Genomic DNA, 25,185 nt, shown 5'->3' on the forward strand with positions numbered 1-25,185 from the left:
ATAAGGGGGAGCGCACATGGCGACCAAACACCTCAAATCGCTGGTGTTGTATACCGGTCTTATCGGGGGCATGCTCATCTCCATGTTCCCGTTCTATTGGCTGATTGTAATGTCTACCCGGACAACGTCCGATATCTACAAGTTCCCGCCGCAGCTCTGGTTCGGGGGTGAGCTATGGAATAATATTACGCGGGTATTACAGCAGATTGATTTCTGGGGCGCCTTTCTGAATACATTGTTTGTGTCTGGCCTCGTGACCATTCTTGTCCTGTTTTTTGACTCACTGGCGGGTTTTGCGTTTGCGAAGTTTGAATTTCCCGGCAAAAAGTGGCTCTTCATCCTGCTGCTTGCGACCATGATGGTACCTTCTCAACTGTCACTGGTGCCTTCCTTTGTGCTCATGGCTACGTTCGGCTGGGTCGGTTCCTTCAAAGCCCTCATTATTCCAGGCATGGTTAATGCCTTCGGCATCTTCTGGATTCGTCAGTACGCGACAGAGTCCATCCCGAATGATCTGCTGGATGCAGGCCGCATCGACGGCTGTAATTTTTTCCGGCTCTATTGGAATGTGGCACTGCCGATCCTGCGTCCTGCCTTTGCTTTCCTCGGAGCGTTCACCTTTATCGGGGTATGGAATGATTATCTGTGGCCTTTGATCGTCCTGACGGATGAACGCAAATACACGTTGCAGATTGCGTTGTCTCAATTAAACGGACTGTATAACACAGACTATGCGATGGTCATCGCAGGTACGTTGCTTGCCGTCATTCCGCTCATCGTGATGTTCCTGTTCATCAGCCGCCAGTTTATCTCGGATATCGCCGCAGGAGCCGTGAAGGATTGATGATGTGTAAAAGCGATGAGCATGGTCTGATCCATTTTGATCCATCCCTCAAGTCTGATATTCTTATCTATAGATGAAATAACAGATGCCATATAAGTTGGATGAATAGCGCCACGTGTGCGGAGGGGACAGAAAGAGCCTGAAGAAATGGAATTAAAAGCTTTCTAAAGGAAAGCTACTTCGAAAGCATATGCTTCGCATTTACGCGAGCGGAAGGCTTTCTGTACCCGAAGTGTGAACGTGTAACAGCATTCATTCACTTATATATTCAAGAAAGAGGGATGACAAAATGGCTTCTTCACCCTATATGATCGGCGTAGATATCGGCACGACCTCCACCAAGGCCGTCTTGTTCGAACAGAATGGAACCATTGTGGCTCAAGGCAGTGCCGATTATCCGTTGCACACTCCCACACCTGCGATTGCGGAGCAGGATGCGGAAGATATTTTCAAAGCAGTCATTACATCGGTTAAACAGGCTACCTCCAATGCCGGAGTTAAACCAGAAGACATCCTGTTTGTATCCTTCAGTTCGGCCATGCACAGCATTCTGCCTGTCGATCAACACGGTAAACCGCTGATGCGAGCCATGACATGGGCAGATAATCGCAGTGCTGAGTGGACCGAAGTACTCAAATCGGAGATGAATGGTCACGAAATCTATCTGAGAACAGGCACGCCGATTCATCCAATGTCCCCACTCACCAAGATCATGTGGCTCACCCGGGATCAACCGGAACTGTTCAGACAGACGCACAAATTCATATCCATGAAAGAATATGTTTTCTATAAATTATTTTCTGAATACGTCATCGACCACTCCATGGCCTCCGCCACCGGACTCATGAATCTGGAAAAACTCGACTGGGATGCAGAAGCCCTCCATGTGGCGGGCATTACACCGGAACACCTGTCTCGATTGGTACCGACCACACATGTGCTCAAACATGGATTGCACCCGGAGTACGCCAAGGAGATGGGCATTGCGTTCACCACACCGTTTGTTATCGGGGCCAGTGATGGCGTGCTGTCCAATCTGGGCGTTAACGCTATTGATCCAGGCGTCGTGGCCGTGACCATTGGCACCAGTGGAGCTATTCGTACGGTCGTAGATAAACCGGTGACCGATCCGAAAGGACGTTTCTTTTGTTATGCACTCACCGAGAATGCATGGGTCATTGGCGGACCCGTGAACAATGGCGGTGTTATTTTCCGCTGGATTCGGGACGAGTTTGCGGCTTCCGAGGTGGAGACCGCGAAGCGACTTGGTATTGATCCGTATGAAGTGCTCACTCGTGTTGCCGAAAATGTACCTCCAGGTTCAGAAGGCCTCTTATTCCATCCGTACATGACAGGTGAGCGGGCTCCGCTCTGGAATCCGAACGCACGCGGCTCGTTCTTCGGCCTGACGCTGCATCATAAGAAAGAACATATGATTCGCGCTGCCCTCGAAGGTGTATTGTTCAACCTGTACACGGTTATGTTAGCGATTGAAGAAAAGATCGGACGCCCGAAAAAAATCCAGGCGACTGGCGGCTTCGCCCGCTCCGAGCTATGGCGGCAGATGATGGCCGATATTTTCGATCAGGATGTCATCATTCCCGAAAGTATTGAAAGCTCCTGTCTCGGCGCAGCCGTACTGGGCTTATACGCCCTTGGGCGCATCGATTCCCTGAGTGCCGTCTCCGGCATGATCGGATCGACGCATCGGCACCAGCCGGACCCGGACAGTGTCCGCGTGTACCGTGAACTGCTGCCAATCTTCATCCGCATCTCCCGTAAGTTTGAAGAGGAGTATGCGGATATCGCTGCTTTTCAGAACAAGACGATGCATGGATAGGGAGCGCGCGGGATGTTACATGTCGGAGAGTCAAAGAGTCGAACCGGCATAGGCTAACGAATCATAGACACCTTATTTGCAGCTTTTAGCATGGTTTCAAAATCTAACGAACCTGAGCCACCTTATATCGGCTTACATGGGTAAAAACCTGCACAAGAACTGAAAATGGAGCCTAATAACGTGTTTGTGATTCGTTAGAAAATTATTTTCTCCAAATACCCTCCAATAGCGTGTGTACAGTTCGTTAGAATGAATACGAGATGCCGTAAGTTAAAGAGGCCCACCTCGCCATGGTTATGTCCATATGGGAATGGGCTTTTTTTCATGCACAGACTATATAAACTCTATTTAGATTGGATCAAATTTATCTCTCAGTATACTTGTAGCTTCCCTTTATGTTCTATTAAAGTATCCAGGAGCCGCCACAGCAACCGTCCTAAAATAGAAAATCTCTTTTCCAGTTCCTGATTTCCTGGCGTAAACTCAGTCAGAAACTCAACTGAATTCAACATTTCTTCGGTCATCACGCTAGGTCTCCACAAAGCCAATTGGATGTCTTTGAAAATAAAAGATAATCCCAACTCCACATCGATGTCTCGAGTATATGGTGTCTTACTATCTATTAGCTTAACGAGATCATCAGCCTTTGTTCGAAAAACATTACCCTAAAAAGAATGATTGAGCATGTTGGGTATAACAAAACCCCACAGCATGAAAAAACAGTGGAGTTAAGGTTTCCTATCTTTTATTGATTCAGATTTCTAACAACTATAGAACTGAAATCCTAGATTTTAATTACTGATTATACTTGCTGAACGCATTCTGATCGGCCTGTAGATTCTCCAGATACACGATCTGCCCCGCCTCATTCACACGCGCGATATCAATGCCTGCTTTGGCGTATACTGTTCCGTCCGCCGCTTGTCCGCATACTGCCCAGTTCGTTTGGTAGCTGCCGTCAGGCTGCTGCACCCACCCGTCCCACATATGTTTTACATCCTTATTGTATTCGTAGAAAGCTTTCATAAAATCATCAAACCCTGATCTGCTGGTACCATTAAGTACAATCTCTGCGTCCGGTGTAAACAGGGACAATAAATCCTGCATGGCGCGCTCATCTGTACGTGAAGCATCAAATAAACGGAAATAGTTGTTTAACAGTGTAGCGGTACTTATAGTACTCATTCATATTCCTCCTAAAATAAAAAGCCATTTTCCAATCTTTCAGTTCGAATATTTTCGAACTAACTGAACAGAAATGTAACACACTCTCTATACTGCCCGCAAGAAATATATAAGTTGAGACCAACTTTTACACTAAAACGGAGAGTGCAGAACCAATCTGAAGAAGCGAAGCGTTCGCTTAAAAGCTTTCTGAAAGAAAGCTACATCGGAAGCATACGCTATCACCGGATTTTCCCTTTGGACAAAGAGAATTTAAAAAATCTGGGGATAAGAGCGATCGAAAGATGGTACTGCAATCGGAGTAAACAAGTGTAATAGTTACAGTTCAACTTCTATAGTTCGATTTTTTTCAAACATTGAAAGAGAAAGCCGAATATGCTAACGTCTTAGATATGAGAACTCCAACGATACCTATGGCTTCGGAGCTGAAGCTGACCACGGTCTGCAACGCACTCGGTGATCCGATCCGCATGAAAATTGCACACTGTCTGGCCAGCTCTGGCGAGAAAAACTGTTCCGCCTTCGAAGTAGACCATATTTCCAAATCCACGTTGTCCCATCACATCAAAATTTTACGTGAAGCTGGCGTGATTCAGCCGCGCATTGAAGGTAAACAGCACTTTTATTCCCTACGAAAGGAAGAGCTAAACAGGCGTTTCCCAGGCCTCGTCGAGATGATTCTGAATTCAACCGAGGAATACGTAACACAGGCCACAGATAAATTGAACTAACCCTTTAGAAAAGAACGTAGAGGGCAGAAATAACCTGAAGAAGCGGAGCTAAAAGCTTTCTGCAAGAAAGCTACTTCGAAAGCATAAGCTTCGCCTTTATCACCAGAATCATGATCGAAATTCTCTTAATGGAGGCTAATCATATGGACAAAAAAGCGGCAAAGATACTGCTGAGCACGTTCTGGGGAGGTGGCGGTTGGAAAACAACTTCTCCACCCTTCTCCGGAGATGAATTTGAGTATGCCAAAAGCAAAGGCGTTATGTTCGACCCACTCACGATTACGCATGACGAGATGGTTCAGCGTCTATACGACATGCATCAGGATGACTCGCTCAAGGAGCGGGTAGTTACGGCCTTTTTACATAGTCTGTCCACCAAAAAAGTCCATCTGCGCAGCGCATTATCCAGCTTTGCTTTAACTTCGAACATGCCTTTGCATACCTATGCGGAACGACCCGCTCTTCATGCCAACACCAGTGCCTGCGGCGATTGCAATTTCCTGCGCTTACAGTCAGACAAAGAATATTTCAATGTCGACTTGAACGTGCTGAATTTCGAACGGATCAAGTGGGGCGGCGTGCGTCATGGCTGGTTACTCTACTGTCTGATGGATCTCGAAATACTGCTACAGGACAACGATACAAATTATGAAGTAACCCCTGAAGATCAAGCTATCCTTATCAATCTGCTTGAAGCAGCTCAGACGGAAGATCCCAAAGACAGCGCTCGTTCACTCGAGAAAAAGTGGAAAGATATCTTGCCTTCCAGCAAACAGGAACGGGATGCCCTGCTGGAAATCTGGACGGCAGCCGGCATACTGGTTCCCGGGGACAAACCGAGGAAAAGCAAAGGCGGTTCCGGCGATTTTGTCTTTGCAGCAACCTGGCAAGGTGATGATGGATATCATGCAGAAACTGTAAATCATTATTTCGGCTCCTATCTTCCTCAAATCCGATAAAACCTGAATTGTTGCTCACCTTTGCTTACGTCTGGTTACAATAATGACATCGACAGATTTCCTGTTTAACTCGTATAATAAGGGGAAATGGGTAGATGGGAGTGAAACAAGCGAGTTTATGGTATACATACTGGCTTTTATAGTGTCTTTTGCTGTCGTGGTTTTGCTTATTCCGCCGCTTGGTCGACTGGCTCACCGGCTCGATTTTGTGGACAAGCCTCGGGCGGATGTGGAGCGTAAGCTGCACAGGCAGCCGATCCCGCTCACGGCGAGTTACGCAATATTTACTGGATTTTTCCTGACATACATTGCTCTGACCAAAGAAATTACTTGGGAAACGGCGGCTCTGGTCGCTGGTGGTATGCTTCTCTTAACGATTGGTACCGTTGACGACTGGTACAAAACAAAAGGCAAAGATTTTCCTGCCCTGCCCAAAATGCTCGTACAAGTCTCTGCGGCAGTACTCGTATTTGCTTCTGGCATTGCGTTCACCGGATTCGTGAATCCCTTCAATGCGGAATATGTCATGCTTCCGATCTGGCTGCAATTCATTCTCACGATCCTGTGGATCTTCGGGGTGACAACCGTCATCAACTTCTCGGACGGCATGGACGGACTGGCTGGCGGATTATCGGCCATCTCGGCAATTACCCTGTTCATCGTGGCGCTTGCCAAAGGTCAAAGTGATTCCGCACTCATGTCGATCATTCTGGTCGGTGTAACGATTGGTTATCTGAAGTACAACAAAGCTCCTGCCAAAGTGTTCATGGGTGATGCAGGCGCTACGTTCCTTGGCTTCATTCTGGCGGTTATCGCTCTGGATGGTGCATTCAAACAAGCAACCATGTTGTCCATGTTCATTCCGATTCTGGCGCTGGGTGTACCGATTTTCGACAACATCTTTGTCGTTATCAAACGTTTCATTCAAGGTAAAGCGATCTATCAGGCCGATGCAAGTCAAGCACATTATCGGTTGCTGCGTGCCGGATTGAATCAAAATCAGGTGGTGGGTGTACTGTATCTCGTCAGCACATGTCTGTGTCTATCCTCCATTATTCTGATGTTAGTGGAGTTATAAAACCAAAATAACGATGAAAATAATAGAAGCCACCTTCATTACGTTGAGGGTGGCTTTCTTATGATGGTTTTTTTGGATCGCTTGCCTTTTTCCGTTTCAGTTAAAGCGGAGTGATTCTAACTTACGATTTAACAGCCCCTGCCATAGCACCTCCAACAATGAAACGTTGCAAAGTAACATACAGGACAACCAGTGGCAAGGTAACAATCAGAATGCCACAGGCGAGCAGCGGCCAGTTGTTCATGTACTGTCCATAAAATGTAAAGAGCCCTTTGGTTACCGGCTGATAATTCGGATCAGATAAATAAATGGTCGGCCCGATAATATCATTCCATACACCAATCGCGGTAAGAATAATACCTGTTGCCAGGATCGGTTTCATTAACGGAACAAGGATGGTGAACAGATATCTTGTATACCCGCACCCGTCCATGGCAGAGGCCTCATCCAGTTCACGCGATATTGATTTGATATAACCCACAAACATGAGAAATGCAATGCCCGTACCCGTCGTTTTCAATAAGATGTACCCGATTTGGGTGTTGTAGAGACCCAAATTATTGATCAGGGAAAATTGCGGAATGAGCGGGTTGGGAAGGTACATGGAAATCAGAAAGAAAATATAAATGATTGTGCTGAATTTAACATATCTGCGTGCGAGCGGGAACGCAGCAAATATAGATAAAATCAACGTCAGCAGGGTGGACATCCCTGTATAGAGCACACTGTTCCACATATACTGAGAAAAGTTCCCTTTGTTCCATGCTTCGGAAAAGTTCTCAAGCCGGATCCCTTCGGTAAGAGCTACAGGATCGAGCAGATACTCTGTCTGTGTCTTCATGGATACATTGAAGAGATAGAACAGAGGGAAAACGTACATCGCAAGCATGAGCAGAACGATGACATAGCTGACCATTCTGGACGTTTGGCTCTGTTTCATTACGCTTCCACCTCTCTTCTGCGAAGATAAAATAAAGCGACCATCGATATGGTAAATACAAAGAGGAACTGAATCATCGCAACAGCAGAAGCCAAACCGTAATCAGCCGTTCCTGTGCCAAATGCCGTAGCATAAACATCAAACGCAAGCGTCGTTGTATTGAACTTTCCGCCTGTAAGTACATAGATAATATCAAAGGTTTGCAATGCCCCTATGATAGACAAGAGCATATTAACCGTGAATGCAGGAGCAATCATGGGGAATGTAATGTTCGTAAATGCTTTCCACCCCGAAGCACCATCCATGTAACCCGCCTCATACAGATCGCTCGGAATGGACTGCAGACCTGCAAGAAAAATCGTCATGGAGTAACCCATGTACATCCAGATCTGAACAAAAATAATCAATTCAAAGGCGATATTATAATCGCCAAAAAAGTTGGAACGGGTACCAAAGAAATTCAGAAAGGACTGGGCCGGTCCGCCCAGCGGATTTGCAACGAGTTGCCAAATGAGTCCAGACACAGTAACCCCCAGCACCACTGGCAAAAAGAATACTGCGCGATATAATTTATCGCCTCTAAGTTTTTTATTGATCAAAATTGCTATAAACAAACCCACTGCATTTTGTATGATCACAACAGCAAACGCAAAGTATAAGGATCGCCCAATAGCATCCATTCGATCTCCAGCATTGGATGCACCAAAAAATGTTTTATAGTTTTCAAAGCCGATAAAGCTCCATTCCTGGCCCCGAACACCAGTAGCATCTGTAAACGAAAACAGTATCGTCACAAGTGATGGACCGAAGCCAAACACAACATAAAGCAACAACGGAATGCTCAAATACAGATAAGGAATCAGTCTTGCCTTACCTTTCCCAAACGGATACATCGTCCTCACACCTTTCATGGGGTAAAACCAAGACATAAGAAAACCGGAATAACAGCCTTGTCTGGCCTGAAGGCTCAGACCCGAGCGCTATTCCGGCGCATACGGCCAACTTGTGCCATGAATATGAATGATTATGAATTACTTTGGAGCAGCAGCATCCCAGTCCGCTTGGGATTTACCTGCAAGCTCTTCCGGTGTTGCAATCGGTCCGGCTGGCTTGAGCATCTCTGCGTGAACGCTGGCCTCCGAAATGTACTGTCCTACATTCTGACGGTTAATGAACAACTGATCCCAAGAAAGTTTAAAGTCCTCCAGGTAAGGCTGAATGCCTTGGATAAACTCACTTGTCATCTCCACATCAGGCTGTGTTGGCAGGAAGCCGGCTGCATTCACAAATTCCGTGTAGTTCTCTTTCTCTGATAACATATCAAGCCATTTCATTGCGTAATCCTTGTTCGGTGAGTTATCCACCACCATCCAGGTCATATCGTATTTACCCGCCAGATTTTTGTTCTTGGCTGCATCATTGCTACCTGGAATTGGGAAATATCCAAACTTCAGATCAGGGTTGGCCATTTGAATTGTTGTTGCATCCCAAGTGCCGTCAGCAATCATAGCCACCTTGCCTGTAGCGAACAAACTGGGCAATGTTCCGTAGTCAATACCCATGAAACCAGGCATTGCATTGTTCATCAGATCCTGAGATTTCTGCAAGACTTCAAGTTGAACCGGATCAGTCAGCTTGGTTTCACCAGTCCATAGACCTTTGATATAAGCAAGCTGATCTTCATGAATAGAAGCCTGAAGCCCTTGCACCGCAAGACCTATTGGCCATACATCTTTACCCGCCAGACCCAGCGCTTCGACACCATTGTCTTTGAACACTTTGATAACATGTTGCAATTCATCCCAGGTTGTAGGGATTTCCAGATTATATTTTGCGAAGAGTTCCTTATTGTAGAACAGTCCTGTGAATGCCACCTTGCCCATGTTTACACCGTACACCTTATCGTTATACGTCATTGCGTTCTGTACATCCGCTTCATTGTAGTTTTTGATAAAAGATTGATCAGACAGATCACTGATTAACCCGGCATCGATCCATTGCTTCCACATCGGATCAGCAGCACCACTGGACCATTCCTGCGGAGCGCCTACAAAGCTTGATTTGAGTGGAATGATATCCACGTCCCCATTACTTCCGGCGTTCATCCGTGTTTGCATCAACTGATCGTAAGTCGCGTCTGCCGGAACCGTAGTATACTCCACCTTTACGTCCGGATATTTCGCTTCAAATTTCGTATTAAACGCTTTGATGTAGTTGTTAATATTCTCTTGCTGCCAGTGAATGATCTTCAAGGTAACTTTTTTGCTACTGTCTGTAGCCTGAGTTCCTTCTGATTCCGAAGAGCTGTTACTACAAGCGGCGAGCACACATAATAAAGCGGTTACAAGTACAATGGCTAAAGTCATTTTCTTCATTTTCGTTGTCCCCCATATTTTTGAATTAAATCTACGAAATCAGTTTCGTTAATTCCACCCTTATTATGACTTCAGATCTTTATTTTGTAAATAGTGATTTTGTTTTTTTGATTTCCATGCTCCAACCCGTTTGATAAAAGCTTTATTTATTGCTGTATACGTTGAAATCAAGTTTTCCTTTACGAAAGTTACGAAACACAGCACATGACGTAATTTCATGTACAACCCCAGATAACCCGGTATTCCCTTTAAACGGAATCAAAATCTGTAAAACAATTAAGATTATGAGCTGAAACTAGTCTTTATTTTCGCAACAAACCTCCTTGATCGCTTCAAACCGATGGATGCATATTATTTCAAGTGTGATTCCCTCCTTTCTTCTGTTGACTCTCCAGTCTTTGTAGCATAGAATACTTGCAAGAAAGTGAAAAAAACCGATACAGCCCCAGTTTACGAAACTGGTTTAGGAATCCGAGGGATGTTTATGAATATCAAAACGATAGCGAGCTTAGCCGGCGTATCTGTAGCCACGGTGTCCAAGATTATCAATAACTATCCAGATATCAGCGAGGAAACGCGCCAGCGTGTGCTTAAAATTATGGAAGAGACAGGCTATCGTCCATCTTCTTCAGCCAAAACGCTGGCGACAAAAAAATCCAGCCTCGTTGGCGTTGTGTTTGCAGGGAAGCTGAACGTGGATTTCAGTCACCCTTTCTTCGTACAGGTTATCAATGCGTTTAAGAAACAAATTGGCTTGCTTGGATACGATCTACTCTTCTTCTCAAATGAGAAGTTTCTGGAGCAGGGTGAGGACTACTTGGCGAGATCCAAGTATTTTCAAGTGGATGGCTGTATTATTATTGCGGGGGATGAGGTCGAGAGCAGCATATTCGACCTGGATGCCAGCCCGATTCCTTGTATCGGAATAGATATCGAGCTAACAGGACAAAGCTCCTGTTACATCATGTCCGATAACGATAAGATCTCAACCAAAGTTGTAGAACAATTTTATATGAACGGTTATCGAGATGTTGGTTTTATCGGGCTGGAGCGCGCCTCTCTTGTGATGCAACAGAGAGAGATGGCTTTCAAACGTTCACTAAATCAGTTTAGTCTTGATGAAAAGCCCGAGTGGGTTGTATACAGCAAAGATTATGGCGCAGCGGATGGATACGAAGCGGCTAAGAAAATGCTTGCCTGCAAGACTCTGCCACGTGCCGTGTTTGCAGCCACAGATCTACTTGCCTTTGGAGCTATTCGCGCCTTTAAGGAAGTGGGGTTACGCATTCCAGAAGATATAGCTGTGGCAGGTTGTGACGATATCGAAGCTTGCCGTTATACCGATCCACCGCTCACAACCGTCAAGCAGGATACGGACAAAATTGGACGCCTTGCTGCCATGATTCTGTTCGATCTGATGAACAAACAAATGGATAATCGTTGCATTAAAGTAGAGCCGGAACTGGTTGTGCGTCAATCCTGCGGCACAGCCATGCTGCTGGCACAGGAAATCTGAGTGTTAAGTCTTTGGGACTGGCTGTTGCAGATCAATTCACATCATAGACGTAGCGATTTTTAATACTATATAAATTGAACTAAACATTTACACGAGAACGTAGAGGACAGAAATAACCTGAAGAAGTGGAGCGTTCGCCTTTATCACCAGATTTTCTCCTTTGTAAAGCCGAATATAAAAAATCTGGGGATAACAGCGATCAGAGTGTTGTTCTGTCATCGGAGTGGCAAGTGTAAATATTCTTTAGTTCAATTTATTTAGTCCACACCAGGAAGCGAAAAGGGGATGTCCCATAAGTCATGAATATGACAGGGGACATCCCTTGTTCGTGTTATTTTGTTTTAATGAACCTGAGACACGTTATTCGCTTCCATTTGCCGAGAAAGTTCCTGCTATCTGGAAGCGGCAGTAGGCAGCTTGCCCTCTACTGTCTGCAAGTCAGACCATCCCGGCCGATCAAGTTCAATGAGACGGCGGTATCGCTCTTCCCCAGCCAGCAATTGTTCGTGAGAACCCTGCATGGCAATCTTTCCATTTTCCATAAAAATAAGTTCATCCATCTGTTCCGCACCAATCAGGTGATGAGTGACCCAGATCATCGTTTTGCCTTGCAAGCTGTCCAGAATGGTGCGCATCAGTTCACGTTCCGTCACGGGATCAAGCCCCACGGTTGGTTCATCAAATATCACAACAGGTGTCTCCCTGAGCAGGACTCGGGCCAGTGCAATTCGTTGTCTTTCCCCACCGGAGAAACGCAGACCCGTCTCCAGCATCGGCGTATCGTATCCCTGCGGCAAGGATTCGATCAGATCGGATAAACCGACTTGAGCGGCCACCTGGCGAATCTCCTCATCCGTTGCATGTGGACGACCAATCCGTAAATTATTGGCTACCGTGGTGTCGAACAGGTGAGGACTCTGATTCAGCACTGCGATGACATCAGGCACACTTTCGCCGAGGGTCTGCACAGGCAAATCATTGATCAGAACGTTCCCCGCAGACGGAAGCAAGGCCCCCTGAATCAGCTTCAACAAGGTAGATTTGCCGCCGCCGCTTCGTCCAAGGATGGCTAGACGTTTGCCCTGTGGCAGGTGAAGGGAAACATCCTGTACGGCATAAGTATCATCAGATGCATAGCGGTAACTCACACGATTGATCTCGATGTCTGCTCTTAGTTTGGGCGGGATGCGGAGACGAATTCGTCTGTCCGGGATATCATCCGTCCCACTCTGCACTGGAAGATGCTCTTTCCCTTCCAGCTGTTTCAAGCGGTCCAGCGATTCCCGGTACTGGGGCAGATGCTCCACAGCATCCCCTACTGGCAGAATTGATTCCGTAAGCGGGAATAACACCAGCACAAAAGCAGCAATCATCACGGCAGGCAATTGTCCGACAGAAGCGGCACTTCCGGCCCATACTGTAACTGATACTACCATCAGGCCAATGACACACTGGGCCATCAGATCACGCCAGCGTGTCCATCTCCGCAACTTGCGGCGAACCGCGTCGGCCTGTTCTTCCGTCTCTTCCTGCTGCTGCACAAATTCCGCTGCTCGTCCACTTGCAAGCCAATCTCCCAGTCCAAGTACACCGTCGGTCAGACGGGTATACAACCTGCTGTTTTCCTTTTTCAGCCGTACCCGCCATTTCCACGTCACTTTCAGGGAGATCGCAGGTAACACGGCAACGAGAAATAACATATACAAGCCCATCCACACCGCAAATCCCAGATCAACACCGCCAAAAGCAATCACAGCCCCACCGTACATCACAAGCGCTGTAACAGCGGGAAAAACGGTACGCAGATAGATATCCTGCAGCCGCTCCACATCATCGGCTAGTGCTCCAAGCACATCTCCGGTCTGCATACGAGAGCGCAGGAACAGGGCCTGTGGCTCCAGAATGCGATATAACTTCACCCGTTGATCGGCCAACACACGCAGTACGGCATCATGTCCTGCCAGTCGTTCGATATATCGAAACACGGCGCGGAATATCCCAAATGCACGTACCCCAACAATAGGTACATACACCATCAGAATATTTTCAGGACGCAGCGCAGACTTGGAGATCAGAAATCCGGAGGTAAACAGCAACAATACCGCACATAAAGCAGCGCATGTGCCCAGCGCAATGACCAGAATGAATCTCCAGCGGTACTGTGCCACATACGGAGCGATCCAGCTATTTTTTTCTTTTTCGTTACGGACCTTCTCCATATGTTCATATCCGGACTTCATTTTATATCGCCTCCATCTGAGCCTGAATCATCTGATAATATACGCCTTGCCTTGCGAGCAGTTCCTGATGCGTTCCCGTCTCTGCCACCGTGCCGCCATCCATAACAATAATCCGATCCATGTGTGGCATCCAGTGCAGACGATGGGTAGCCAAAAATACAAGTTTGCCTTCAAACAGCGGCAGCATCGTCTGTTTCAGTTCATACTCTGTTTCCACATCCAGATGTGCGGTCGGTTCATCAAGCAGCAGGATGTTTCGTTTACTAAGCAAGGCTCTTGCCAGCGCCACCCGTTGCTCCTGCCCACCACTGAGCTGTCTGCCGCCAGCCCCAATAAGCTCATGCAGCCCACCGGATAATGAGGACAATAGCTTGGTTAATCCAGCTGCGTTAATGGCCTTGGCCACCTCCGCATCCGAAGCCTCCGTCATGTAGAAGCGAACGTTATCGGCCAGACTTCCACTAAAGATATACGGATGCTGCGGGATAGCAGCCGTCTGTCTTCGCCAGGATTCGAGCATATCCAGTGTAACCGGCTGGCCGTTAGCGAGCACTTGACCCGATGTCGGCAATTGGAAACCAGCCAATACATCAATTAACGTGGACTTGCCTGCTCCGCTGGCACCGATAATACCGATTTTGCCAAGACCTGTGATCTGAAATGTGACATCCTTTAGCGAATAAGGACCTTCATCATCATGTCGTACCTGTACATCCGTTAGTGCCAATCTGCTATTCTCATGCCAAGAGAACACCGAGGAAGAGGAAGAACCAAGATCAGAAGTAGTAAAAGCAGGGTCAAGATGTCCCTCAGCCGTTTTATCATTTAACACGACACGTATGGTGGAAGTGCCGGCTTTCCTTTTACCCGAAGACGAAGATAATGATGGTGTAGATCCAGCTTCGTCCTTTGCCGTAACCGGATGTGCAACAACATTTGCATAGGCTTCTTTCTGTTTCTGTTCGGCGGCTTTCCCCCGTTCAATCACCTGATTAATGGCTGCTCCTGCTTCTTTGCCATCCAATGTGGCATGGTAATCAGCGCCGAGCATACGTACAGGCAGGAAATATTCAGGTGCCAGAATCAATACCGTCAGCGCAGGACCAAGCAGTATATGCCCCTCCGTCAGACGTAATCCCAGACCAACCGCCACGGAAGCAACGGACAGCATGGTGAAGAAGTCGAGTGCAAACGAAGAAAGAAAGGCCATGCGCAGGGTAGACATCGTCGCTTTCCGATACCGCTGACTGACCCGCACAATCGACCCTTCGTGTGTTTTGCTTTGTCCCAATGTCTTTAGCGTCTCCAGCCCTCGCAAAGTATCAACAAAATGATTCGCGAGCGCTTTGTAGGATCGGAATTGCCCGTCTATCTTGCGCTGTGTAGCGAGACCAATCAGAATCATGAATACGATCAGGATCGGTAGTGTCAGCATCAGAATAACCCCGGACATCAGATCCAGCTTGAACACATACAGCATAATGAGGATGGGGGTGAACCCCATGCCCAGCATGCGAGGAATGAATAGTTCCAGATACGTCTTGTATTGGGCTGTTCCCTCTCGTGCCAGAGTGACCAGATGGCCTGTTCCCTCCGTCTTGGCATAACGCGGTCCAAGCCTGAACCACTGCTCCACCATCTGTCTGCGCAGATCGGTCCCTGTCCTCTCCGCATATCGTGATGTCACGAGTTGTAACCAGAAGGATAGGGCGTAGCGGGCGGCAAAAGCAGCCAGGAACAGCAGCAGTACCGGGTACTGCTCCGTTACGGATGAGCCTTCAAACAATGCCGTGATGGCCTGTGCCAGCCATTTGGCTTGCATCATGATTGTCATCGCCTGTAGCAGTACCAGCGCTGATGCCAGCGCGAGTACAGGCCGGATGCCCGGCAGCTTCAGCAGCCCCCGTCCCATATCAGTACTCCAGGTGGTGCTGCTCGTTCAGACGTTTGCGGAAGATATAATAACTCCAGATCTGGTAGCCAAGAACAAACGGCAGCAATGTGCACGCCACAATCGTCATTACTTTCAATGAATAAGCACCTGATGCCGCATTGTATACGGTTAGGTCAAATGCAGAACCAAACGAACTTACCATGACCCTTGGGAACAGACCGATAAATACCGAGGCAAACGAAATTGCAATCACAGCACCTGTCATACCAAAAGCCCAACCTTCACGCTTCTGACGAACGAAGTAGGCCGCAAGCGCAAGCGAAACTGCACCAAGTACAACCATGATCCACAATGCCCAGCCGCGAACGGCGAACACATCGGTCATGAAATACGTCATTATCGCATACACGGCAAGCAGTGCAGCCAGCGGCAACATCAATTTTTGCGCTGTTTTCAAGGCACGCTCTCGGAGTTCCCCCACTGTTCGTAGTGATGCAAACAACAATCCATGAACCAGACACAGCAGCGTTACGCTCAAGCCACCAATCACGGTGTACGGGTTAACGATATCCAAGAATCCTGCACGTAACTGCATCTCCCCATCAATGGGCAGCCCCTTCATCAGCGTGGCAAAGACCACGCCAAACAGGAACGGCAAGAGCGCACTGGAGACCACAATGATGATGTCCCATGTTTTACGCCAGCGCTGCTGTTTCATTTTACTGCGGAATTCGAAAGCAACTCCGCGACCAATCAAGGCGAGCAACACCACCACAAGTGGCAGGTAAAAACCACTGAACAACGTCGCATACCAGTGCGGAAAGGCAGCAAACATCGCTCCACCTGCCGTAATTAACCATACTTCGTTGCCATCCCAGAACGGACCGATCGAGTTGATCAGAGTCCGGCGTTCACGGTCTGTTTTGGCAATGATACCTGTGGACATCCCCACACCAAAATCAAAACCTTCCAAAAAGAAGAATCCCACAAACAATACGGCAATCAGCAAAAACCACAACTCACTTAGTGACAACGGAATAACCTCCATCCACGCCGAACGGATCGGCCGATTCATCGTGATCTTCCGGCTTATCGACCGCATATGGCCCTGCCTTGATCTCACGTACGAACAGGTATACCATCACGATTCCGAGAACCGTATACGCGGCGGTAAAAGCGATGGTTGAGAACAAAATCATTCCTGCGGATACGTTCGGCGAGACCCCGGCTTCGGTGGTCATATAGCCAAATACCGTCCATGGCTGCCTTCCAACCTCAGTCATGATCCAACCTGATGTATTGGCGATAAACGGCAAGGATATGGCAAACACCATCAGACGCATAAACCACTTCCCAGCGACCTCCAGCTTCTTGCGCATGGCGAGAAACGTACCGTACAGAGCCAGCACAATCATCAGACCACCCGCTGCAATCATGATGCGGAAACTCCAGAACGTGGTCCGTACTGGTGGAATGTAATCCCCCGGTCCATACGTCTGTTCATACTCGGCCTGAAGCTCCTTCATGCCTTTGACACTGCCGGAGAATTTACTGTAGGACAGGTAACTGAGCAATCCGGGGATTTTGATCTCACCGGTATTCTCCTGTTTATCCGGATCAATAAAAGCGACCACCGTCCATGGCGCCGGATCTTCCGTTGTCGTCCATGTGCCTTCACTGGCTGCCATCTTCATCGGCTGTGTCTCCACCAGATATTGCGCCTGGAAATGTCCAGAGAAAGCTACACCAAATGAGGAAACAAGAGCGATAATGATCGCGATATTAAACGACTTGCGGAAGATCTCCACATCCTGCTTCTTCATTAATTTGTAAGCACTGATCCCGGTTACGACGAAAGCCCCTGTCATTAATGCCCCAAAAATCGTATGCGGAAACTCAACGAGAAGTTGACCATTCGTGATCAGTGCCAGGAAATCATTCATCTCGGCTCGGCCGTTATTTATCTCAAAGCCGACGGGATGCTGCATGAATGAATTGGCTGCCAGAATCCACAGCGCGGACAGGAATGTGCCGACAAACACCAGCCAGATGCAGGCCAGATGCACTTTTTTGGACAAACGATCCCATCCGAATATCCACAACCCAATAAATGTAGACTCCATAAAAAACGCGAGTAACGCTTCAACAGCCAGTGGCGCACCGAATACGTCCCCTACAAACCGAGAGTACTCTGACCAGTTCATGCCGAACTGGAACTCTTGCAGAATACCTGTGACAACCCCGACGGCAAAGTTAATCAGGAATAGCTTGCCCCAGAACTTGGCCATCGTTTTGTAAATCTCCTTACCCTTAACAACGTACAACGTCTCCATGATCGCAACCAACAGTACAAGACCGATGGATAGCGGGACAAAAAAGAAATGGAAAATCGTTGTAAGTGCATATTGGATACGCGATAACATAATCGGATCCATACCGTTACCCCTTCTTTCTGTTCACTTCGCAGTATGCGTATTTGGCATTGAAGCTGCACCTTCGCTGTCTGTCCGCCAAATACGTTGATGAACGTATTGTGCCAGATTACCTATTTTATACATGTGATAATTATCACAATCTTGGTCTATAGAGCAAAAAAAAGTGACCTCGGTCACACAAAAGATAAAATTCAACCTATTACCACAGCCTTCAACCTCATGTATTCATGGAAGATATTCATGTTTGGGACGGAACGCCCATATGTTAGTCTCAGGCATATCATGCGAAGTGCCGTGAGGGCTTTACATATAAAGGGGAAGCATGAAGCACATGCATAGAGAAGGACGCTCCATATTACAGTCAAGGTGAGGTGAACGATTCATGGAAAAACCTGCGCCGTTACCAGGTGAAGACGCCGAAGCCAGCCTGGATAAGGCCAGTACAACACAGCCCCCTGTCCGGTATGTTCTCTTCCCTCGCAAAGGAGGCTGGTCATCCTTTCCCTATCCCGATGTTGCTGCACTGCTGTCGGTCGAGGGAGAGGTCTACTATGTCAGTAGCCTGACGAAAACAGAAGATGTACCTCCGGTCATTACCGTCATCTCCCTCCCTGAAGCCGAGCAGCTATTGCTGGAACCTCGCACCGTAGCCGTAGTCGCCCATCCCTACTGGCTAATGGCTACAGCTTCGCTGGAGCCTGAGCTATGTATTGCCCTGCTCCCTGAGCCTGCTGGAAACGAAGCAGAATCTCCGCTATGGGAGAGCAGTTTTTCCAAACTGGTCGGCATCGCCGATCTGGTAGGCACATCCTCCGAAACACGTTATATGAAGCTGTTATTCCAAGGCGTACGTGTTATCTGGCTGGGCGGAGAAGACCCTGCACCTGCGGGTAGCCTGCAAAACTTGGCGGAGAAACCGCGAGACATTGGCAATTCCGCATCTACCAGGAGACTGGACGTGTGGAAGAGGCACTGGCTCTGGTGCATGCAGTCGATATTCAGGATGATGCCAGTCGCCGGGATTATGAGCAATTATCGGGAAGTGCGCTGGCACTGCGAGGGGAACGGCACGGGGCCGTTCGACATTTCCTTGAGACAGCACTGGAGGATGAAGATGCGCTGGCCCGGATTGTGGAGCTGGAGCTGTTGGATCATGCTGTACAGCAATTGCTTGGGGAGGTGCCATGATGCTGGACCCGAAGAAGTGTAGACAACAGTTGAATGGGCCAATGGTGCACAGGGATATCCGAACCGAAACCACTTGCACGCCCATGGAAACAGTTGATCGAACACATACAGACGCATTGGGAAATGGCGATCACACCCCGGATCATGCACAACCAACGCAGGACATCCGAAGCCAAGTGCATCACTGGGGTAATTCACAAGGTCAGGAAGAACAGAATACTGCTGTAACACAAGAGGAAACAAGTGTATTCAAAGAACCCTTCTCCATCCGTCGGGTCCGCAAAACCAAAGGCAACAAGCTGACCGCGATGCTCCAGGTTCGCAATGAACGCGGCCGATACCTTGAAGAAGTATTGCATGATCTGAGCGAGTTCGTGGATGAGATCGTGATTGTAGACGATGCCAGCACAGACGGAACCCCGGATCTATGCAAAGCCTACCCGAAGGTGGTCCGTCTGGAGGTATTGGAGAAACCGCTGTTCGCCGAGGAATGGCGACTTCGCAACACCTTATGGCAAGCGGCGGCGGGAACACGTCCCGACTGGTTGCTCTCGGTTGATGCGGATGAGCTGTACAGCACAGAGGCCAAGAAAGCCATACGCACGCTGATTAATCAGGAGTATGCAGACTGGTTTGCATTCCGATTCTACGATATGTGGGGTGGCCGAACCCACTACCGGGAAGATGATCTTTGGTGTCTGCACAAGCGGCATACTGCTTCACTTGTACGGTATATGCCTGGATATCCTTATTTTTATCCTCAACAGAATCATCACGTCCCGCGTCTTCCCATGTCTTGCACCGTGTTGCCTGGAGTCAGTACGGAACTGAAGGTTCAGCATCTCGGCTGGGCAGGTAGTCTGGAGGACCGGGTTCGTAAATATTTGCGTTACAAGCGCATTGATCCTAGCGGTGAGTGGGGCAATCTTGCACATTACGAGTCTATTCTCGATCCGGAACCTCGCCTGATTCCCTGGAAGGAGGGACCGTGAGATGGGCGTGGTGAGTATTCTGACGCATAGTTTCACCGACGGGTATAACCGGGAATTCGGCCGTGTATTTGGAGGTGGACTGGAACGCTACATTCTGGATCTGTGCAGTGTCATCCGTGGACTCGGGCATATTCCCGAAGTTCATCAGCTCTCTTATTTTGAAGCTTTTCAGACTCGGACGGAGCAGATTGACGTATTTGGTTATTCGTACGACATGGATAATGTACCGGAAGCCTTTGACCGGATGGCAGCCGCCGCGCGTGGCCCCGTGATCTATGCCAGCTGTCTGTGGCAGCCCATCACCTACAAACCTGGCAGTCTTGGCATCTGTCACGGCATTAATTGGGATCCTGATCTGATTCAGGATGGGTTTAACGGGCTATTGGTACCTCCTGGTGAGCAGGAACTAACCGCCGCTCTGGTACGTCTTGTACAGGATCGGGCCGAGCGAGAACGACTGGGAATCTATGCGCGCGAGACTGCACTGTCCTATGATCTTGCCAGATGGCGGAGCCGGTGGAGCACGGTGTTGGAATCTTTTTTGGCAGAGACAGGATTGAAGGAGGGAATTCGGGGATGATGGATACGCCCAAGGCAACGGAATTCATGGTTTCAAGATATATTCGGCAAAGTGACCCTAAAACGGACACATTGGTCTTCCCCCTGCATCCGGCATGGTGGAGCCGTCCCTACGAATATGAATGGGCCCGGCGGTTTGCACGTCCAGATGATGTTGTCCTTGATGCAGCCTGCGGCATCTCCCATCCGTTCAAATTCTGGCTTGCCGAACACTGCCGCGAGGTTCACGCCTGCGACTGGGATGAACGCATTTTGTCTGAAGAGGCGATAAGACTGGATATTGCTTCTGATTTTGGCGAGCAGGCCGCCCAGGATCTGCCGGAATCAACGCTCGACCGATTGCACCGTGCAAAGGCCAATCTGGCACAGCTTCCGTACGAGTCGGGCAAGTTTGATCGGGTATTCTGTATCTCTGTATTGGAACATCTGGATACGGGCACAATGCTGCGGGCGTTTCGGGAATTCGCTCGGGTGCTTAAACCAAACGGACAGTTGATCGCTACCTTCGATGTGCCCGAGATGCGGCCTGATCTGCTGGAGACGATCATGGCTGTCACCGGATTAACCATTGAAGATAAACTGAATGTGGAAGAACCGGACGATGCCATCTGGTCTGACATGTACGGCACGCCGATCCGCTGTTTTCGAGCGGTGATATGCAAGGGTTGAGTTTGATTGGGTTGAGAATGGATGCTGAACAATGCAATGTGCAAACAGCTGCCTTCGGATGAGTACCGAAAGCGGCTGTTTGTTATATTGTAGATGCAATGATGATCTAAAATGTTGTCCGGACAAGGCTATCAGACCGATTCCTGTGGAATAGTCTCTTTTGCTTGAGATATGAGAGGCTGTTTTTCCTCCCACAAGATGCGATTTAGCAGAATGCCGGCAAGACCAATCACCAGCGTAGCCAGACCGATATATTGAAACGTGGGGCTCGGCCCTGCAACTCGAATGAGCGCTCCACCTGCAAGTGGGGCTACGACAAGTACAACACTGGATAGTGAATTTTGAATGCCGAAGACGCGCCCTACATAGGCAGGAGGGGTCTCCTTTTGCAACAAATAATTCAGTGTTACCATAAAGAGTCCATTACCCAGCCCAATACAGAGCCCCCAGATAATGACCCAAATTTCAGGTGTTTGTGGGCCAATCCACCCTAATGCAGCAATTCCGGCCCCGATGAACAGATATCCTCCACCTAGCCCCCACCCATACCCGATTCTCGGCAAGCGATTTAACAATAAAATGATGACTACCGCTCCGGCTCCTGCCGAAGAGCCCAACCAGCCGAGCAGTGATTCATTACCGGGCTTGATCTCCCGAAACAGGGTCGTAAACTGATAATCAATCATCAGAATGGCCATGAGTCCAAAACAGCCGAACCAAATCGTACTCAGCACGGTGCGACTGCTCCGTATAAAATGCCAGCCTTGCTTCCATTGGGAGAACAAGGATTCCGATCCCTCCTTTATATCAACAACACTTCCGTCTGATTCTACGGACTCCGACTTCTCCACCAACCGCCGTAAGGGCCACAACACTGCCCCCGACAATAGACGGGTACAGGCATTAATGACAATACAGATCTGTGGTGAAAAAAAGGCCAAAATGACTGCGCCCAGAAGAGGTCCCGCCACTTTCGAACACTGGCTCACAAAACCGTTTAGGGACGATGCCTGAAACAGATGCTCCTCTGCCACCACCTGGCGGGTTAACGCCTGCTGGGCTGGAACATGGAATACATTCATCATGGCCCGCAGGGCAAGCAGTGGAAGCAACCATATCGGGCTTGGCGCAAACAGAATGGCAATGGTCAGGGCAACCGTAATCACATCACACAGCATCATGATCCTCACTTTGTGAAGTCGATCAGCCAGTGCACCTGCAACGGAGCCCAGCAGTATACCCGGGACAGCCATACATACAGGAATAAGTGCAATAATCAACGGATCGGCACCCCATCGGTAGGCCACCATCACCTGGATGGCGAGTGCATCGAACCAATCTCCAAACGTAGCCAGCGAGTATGCGATAAACATGCGGACATACCGAAGATTGGTCCATAAGCTTTTGGAAGATTCCACAGGTGACGCAGGTGATTCGGTGGGTTCATTGGATGTGGATTCATTTGAAATGACGGTCATACGTGTACTTCCTCCCTTGATTACAGCCGTTAGCAGTCTGTATATTCCTTGGCTGTAATCATAAGGGCGTTATATCAGAGGAAGATCAGAGGATGGGGAGATAGGGGATAAAAAGTTACGTATTTCATCCACAATTTGTTGTCCATATAAGGGAACACCGTAACTTTTTCCGATTTCTGCATACACTTGGCGATACTTACTGCGAATTCTGCCTTCAATTCGATGATGATCCAGGAATAGGAGAATCTGATAAGCGGCATTCAGATACAGCGGTGCGTTCAGCGACATCTTCAATACGTCCAGACCATCATCCATTCTAAGTTCCGCTTCACGAACTCGTCCTTGCCGAAGCAACCATAATCCCTCCATCACTTGAAAACGTCCAATTTCTCGCAGATACGGGGTATCCTTCAATCCGGACCGTAGGACTGCCATCTGAGCTTCGACCGCTTCACCACTGCCACCCCGGAGCTCCACATACAACGCAGCAAGTGCTACAGGCATTCTGAAATTCTTCAGCTCGTCAGTCTCTATTACACGATATGTTTCTTCCAGCTGTGCCTTGGCGCGTTGATACTGGCCGACCTCTACATAGACTTCAACGATATTCAGAATGCGGAGCTCCCGAAGCTGATCGGCAGATAATGCAGATGAATTCAATGCCTGCTCATACAAGGGTAAGCTTTCGGATGGTTCTATTAGCGAATGGACAAAAATTAATAACCAGTATACACGTTCTTCAAAATCAATATCGTTGGTTGTACTCAGCCACTCCAGATCTCCCTGTATAAAATGAATATATAACTGATAATACGGGACAATCTGAATGCCAAGCGCTTCCTGCTGTTGAACAAGGGTCTGTATGGCATTTCCCTGCCCAAACAAGTGATATTTACGAAGTAATCCGTGAATGACCTCCTGCATTTCCGGGTCCTGAGCAGAGGGGCTGGCAGGTAGAGCGGATTTGTTCTCATGAACAGCAAGCCGGTATCCATAGCCCCGTACCGTATCCAAACTGATCTCGTCCCAGCGTTTCAATTTCTTGCGCAGGCGATAGATATGATCATCCACGGTGCGTTCAACCGGATATTCCAGCGGCCATACCCGATCCAGCAGTTGGCTGCGGGTGAAGGCTTTTTCCTTGTTATCATACAGAAAATGCAGCAGTGCAAATTCCTTGGCGAGCAGCCGAATGGACTCCGTTCGCCGTGTGACCGTATATGTCCCTTCATCCAATTGCAAAGACATGTCAGGTTCCTCCTACTATGTATAATGCGCTAATCCGAAATAGTATAGACTCATTCCATTTTTTCTCTTCAACGTGTTCAACATACCATAAAAACCCTTTGCGAGAACGCAAAAGGTTTTTATCGTCTATCTTATAGTTGGCTTAGATTGTGGATCATGCTACGTATATCTGTTCTTCCAACAATTATTCCCTTGTCTTAACCTAGCACGACACGATCATCTGCCATTTTTTTGCCGCTAATCCGCTCAAATTCACCAAGCAACTCAGGTACAGTCAACGTACGCTTGCGCTCTTCGCTGACATCCAGAATAATTCGGCCTTTGTCCATCATGATCAGACGGTTACCCAGACGAATGGCCTGCTCCATATTGTGCGTCACCATCAGGGTAGTCAGTCTCATCTCTCGCACAAGTGTCTCCGTCAGTTCCGTGATCAGTTCGGCACGTGAAGGGTCAAGGGCTGCCGTATGCTCATCCAATAACAAAATCTGCGGCTGGGTAAACGTAGCCATCAACAGACTGAGTGCCTGCCGCTCCCCGCCAGACAAGAGACCCACTTTTGCATTCGGCCGCTTCTCAAGTCCAATACCCAGCTTCTCCAGTTGCGTGTTGAAAATCTCCCGTCTGGCTCGGGTGACTCCGAAGCCCAGTCCGCGTGCTTTACCACGTTTGTATGCCATCGCCATATTTTCTTCAATGGACATATGTGGTGCTGTTCCTGCCATCGGGTCCTGAAACACCCGGCCAATCCAGCTGCTGCGTTTATGCTCCGGCAGGTTTTTAATGGAGCGGTCATTGATCAACACATCACCCATGTCCGGCTTCATCACACCCGAGATAATGTTCATCAGCGTGGATTTTCCGGCTCCGTTACTGCCAATCACCGTCACAAAGTCTCCCGGATTCATCGTCAGATTCACACCGACCAGCGCGGTCTTTTCATCCGTTGTGCCTGGGTTGAACAGCTTGGTTACTTGCGTAATCTCCAGCATGC

The 25,185-nt window shown here is 48.4% G+C and carries 21 protein-coding genes; 10 read left to right on the plus strand and 11 right to left on the minus strand.

Annotation, left to right across the window (positions count from 1 at the left end; all coding sequences use genetic code 11):
• Window positions 1-16 precede the first annotated feature (16 nt).
• Window positions 17-844, plus strand: coding sequence for a carbohydrate ABC transporter permease (locus ABTV53_RS27215; protein ID WP_036612996.1), 828 nt, complete (start codon window positions 17-19; stop codon window positions 842-844).
• Window positions 845-1,133: 289 nt separating this feature from the next.
• Window positions 1,134-2,684, plus strand: coding sequence for a gluconokinase (gntK, locus tag ABTV53_RS27220; RefSeq protein ID WP_433748508.1), 1,551 nt, complete (start codon window positions 1,134-1,136; stop codon window positions 2,682-2,684).
• Window positions 2,685-3,479: 795 nt separating this feature from the next.
• On the opposite strand, the gene ABTV53_RS27225 is transcribed toward gntK, so the two are convergent.
• Window positions 3,480-3,869: a nuclear transport factor 2 family protein gene (locus ABTV53_RS27225; RefSeq protein ID WP_433748510.1), complete on the minus strand. Its 390-nt coding sequence runs from the start codon at window positions 3,867-3,869 to the stop codon at window positions 3,480-3,482.
• Between the two features lie 392 nt (window positions 3,870-4,261).
• Here ABTV53_RS27225 and ABTV53_RS27230 point away from each other — a divergent pair, with 392 nt between their 5' ends.
• From ABTV53_RS27230 to ABTV53_RS27240, 3 genes are all read left to right on the plus strand, one after another.
• The gene (locus ABTV53_RS27230) at window positions 4,262-4,600 is read left to right on the plus strand and encodes an ArsR/SmtB family transcription factor (protein WP_433748513.1); all 339 of its coding nucleotides are present in this window, start codon (window positions 4,262-4,264) and stop codon (window positions 4,598-4,600) included.
• A 143-nt stretch (window positions 4,601-4,743) separates the two neighbouring features.
• The gene (locus tag ABTV53_RS27235) at window positions 4,744-5,559 is read left to right on the plus strand and encodes a hypothetical protein (RefSeq protein ID WP_433748516.1); all 816 of its coding nucleotides are present in this window, start codon (window positions 4,744-4,746) and stop codon (window positions 5,557-5,559) included.
• A gap of 118 nt (window positions 5,560-5,677) precedes the next feature.
• A complete protein-coding gene (locus ABTV53_RS27240; protein WP_433754352.1) occupies window positions 5,678-6,637 on the plus strand; it encodes an MraY family glycosyltransferase in 960 nt (319 codons plus the stop codon).
• Between the two features lie 121 nt (window positions 6,638-6,758).
• Here ABTV53_RS27240 and ABTV53_RS27245 read toward each other — a convergent pair whose 3' ends face one another.
• The 3 genes from ABTV53_RS27245 to ABTV53_RS27255 all read right to left on the minus strand — a co-directional run bounded on the left by ABTV53_RS27245 (window position 6,759) and on the right by ABTV53_RS27255 (window position 9,952).
• Window positions 6,759-7,577 carry a carbohydrate ABC transporter permease gene (locus ABTV53_RS27245; RefSeq protein WP_433748519.1) on the minus strand — a complete coding sequence of 273 codons (819 nt, stop codon included), beginning with the start codon at window positions 7,575-7,577 and terminating at the stop codon, window positions 6,759-6,761.
• Entirely contained in the window at window positions 7,577-8,470 is an 894-nt protein-coding gene (locus ABTV53_RS27250) for a carbohydrate ABC transporter permease (RefSeq protein WP_433748522.1), read from the minus strand. The genes ABTV53_RS27245 and ABTV53_RS27250 overlap by 1 nt, the downstream gene beginning before the upstream one ends.
• Before the next feature lie 138 nt (window positions 8,471-8,608).
• Window positions 8,609-9,952, minus strand: a complete 1,344-nt coding sequence (locus tag ABTV53_RS27255; RefSeq protein ID WP_433748525.1) for an ABC transporter substrate-binding protein — start codon at window positions 9,950-9,952, stop codon at window positions 8,609-8,611.
• 484 nt (window positions 9,953-10,436) lie between these two features.
• Here ABTV53_RS27255 and ABTV53_RS27260 point away from each other — a divergent pair, with 484 nt between their 5' ends.
• Window positions 10,437-11,468: a LacI family DNA-binding transcriptional regulator gene (locus tag ABTV53_RS27260; RefSeq protein WP_433748528.1), complete on the plus strand. Its 1,032-nt coding sequence runs from the start codon at window positions 10,437-10,439 to the stop codon at window positions 11,466-11,468.
• 392 nt (window positions 11,469-11,860) lie between these two features.
• Here the strand turns inward: ABTV53_RS27260 and cydC are convergent, their stop codons facing one another.
• The 4 genes from cydC to ABTV53_RS27280 are packed head-to-tail and all read right to left on the minus strand — an operon-like array spanning window position 11,861 to window position 18,037.
• On the minus strand, window positions 11,861-13,708 hold the full coding sequence (gene cydC / locus ABTV53_RS27265; RefSeq protein ID WP_433748530.1) for a thiol reductant ABC exporter subunit CydC: 1,848 nt from the start codon (window positions 13,706-13,708) through the stop codon (window positions 11,861-11,863).
• Between the two features lies 1 nt (window position 13,709).
• Window positions 13,710-15,620 (minus strand): thiol reductant ABC exporter subunit CydD, encoded by a 1,911-nt coding sequence (gene cydD, locus ABTV53_RS27270; RefSeq protein ID WP_433748533.1) that lies wholly within the window; start codon window positions 15,618-15,620, stop codon window positions 13,710-13,712.
• Between the two features lies 1 nt (window position 15,621).
• Window positions 15,622-16,677, minus strand: coding sequence for a cytochrome d ubiquinol oxidase subunit II (gene cydB / locus ABTV53_RS27275; protein WP_433748537.1), 1,056 nt, complete (start codon window positions 16,675-16,677; stop codon window positions 15,622-15,624).
• Window positions 16,622-18,037 (minus strand): cytochrome ubiquinol oxidase subunit I, encoded by a 1,416-nt coding sequence (locus ABTV53_RS27280; RefSeq protein ID WP_433748540.1) that lies wholly within the window; start codon window positions 18,035-18,037, stop codon window positions 16,622-16,624. The genes cydB and ABTV53_RS27280 overlap by 56 nt, the downstream gene beginning before the upstream one ends.
• 382 nt (window positions 18,038-18,419) lie before the next feature.
• Here ABTV53_RS27280 and ABTV53_RS27285 point away from each other — a divergent pair, with 382 nt between their 5' ends.
• The 4 genes from ABTV53_RS27285 to ABTV53_RS27300 are packed head-to-tail and all read left to right on the plus strand — an operon-like array spanning window position 18,420 to window position 21,465.
• Window positions 18,420-19,247, plus strand: coding sequence for a hypothetical protein (locus tag ABTV53_RS27285; RefSeq protein WP_433748543.1), 828 nt, complete (start codon window positions 18,420-18,422; stop codon window positions 19,245-19,247).
• Entirely contained in the window at window positions 19,222-20,217 is a 996-nt protein-coding gene (locus tag ABTV53_RS27290) for a glycosyltransferase (protein WP_433748545.1), read from the plus strand. Before ABTV53_RS27285 ends, ABTV53_RS27290 begins: the two co-directional genes overlap by 26 nt.
• 1 nt (window position 20,218) lies before the next feature.
• A complete protein-coding gene (locus tag ABTV53_RS27295; protein WP_433748547.1) occupies window positions 20,219-20,797 on the plus strand; it encodes a glycosyltransferase in 579 nt (192 codons plus the stop codon).
• On the plus strand, window positions 20,794-21,465 hold the full coding sequence (locus ABTV53_RS27300) for a class I SAM-dependent methyltransferase (RefSeq protein ID WP_433748550.1): 672 nt from the start codon (window positions 20,794-20,796) through the stop codon (window positions 21,463-21,465). Before ABTV53_RS27295 ends, ABTV53_RS27300 begins: the two co-directional genes overlap by 4 nt.
• Window positions 21,466-21,596: 131 nt before the next feature.
• Here ABTV53_RS27300 and ABTV53_RS27305 read toward each other — a convergent pair whose 3' ends face one another.
• From ABTV53_RS27305 to ABTV53_RS27315, 3 genes are all read right to left on the minus strand, one after another.
• Entirely contained in the window at window positions 21,597-22,943 is a 1,347-nt protein-coding gene (locus ABTV53_RS27305) for an MFS transporter (protein ID WP_433748553.1), read from the minus strand.
• 69 nt (window positions 22,944-23,012) lie between these two features.
• Window positions 23,013-24,191 carry a winged helix-turn-helix domain-containing protein gene (locus tag ABTV53_RS27310; RefSeq protein WP_433748555.1) on the minus strand — a complete coding sequence of 393 codons (1,179 nt, stop codon included), beginning with the start codon at window positions 24,189-24,191 and terminating at the stop codon, window positions 23,013-23,015.
• Window positions 24,192-24,388: 197 nt separating this feature from the next.
• Window positions 24,389-25,183, minus strand: coding sequence for an ABC transporter ATP-binding protein (locus tag ABTV53_RS27315; protein WP_433748557.1), 795 nt, complete (start codon window positions 25,181-25,183; stop codon window positions 24,389-24,391).
• Between the last annotated feature and the right edge of the window lie 2 nt (window positions 25,184-25,185).

Origin of the sequence: Paenibacillus amylolyticus (assembly GCF_050990605.1) — a bacterium.
In the GTDB taxonomy this organism is placed as follows: domain Bacteria; phylum Bacillota; class Bacilli; order Paenibacillales; family Paenibacillaceae; genus Paenibacillus; species Paenibacillus amylolyticus_H.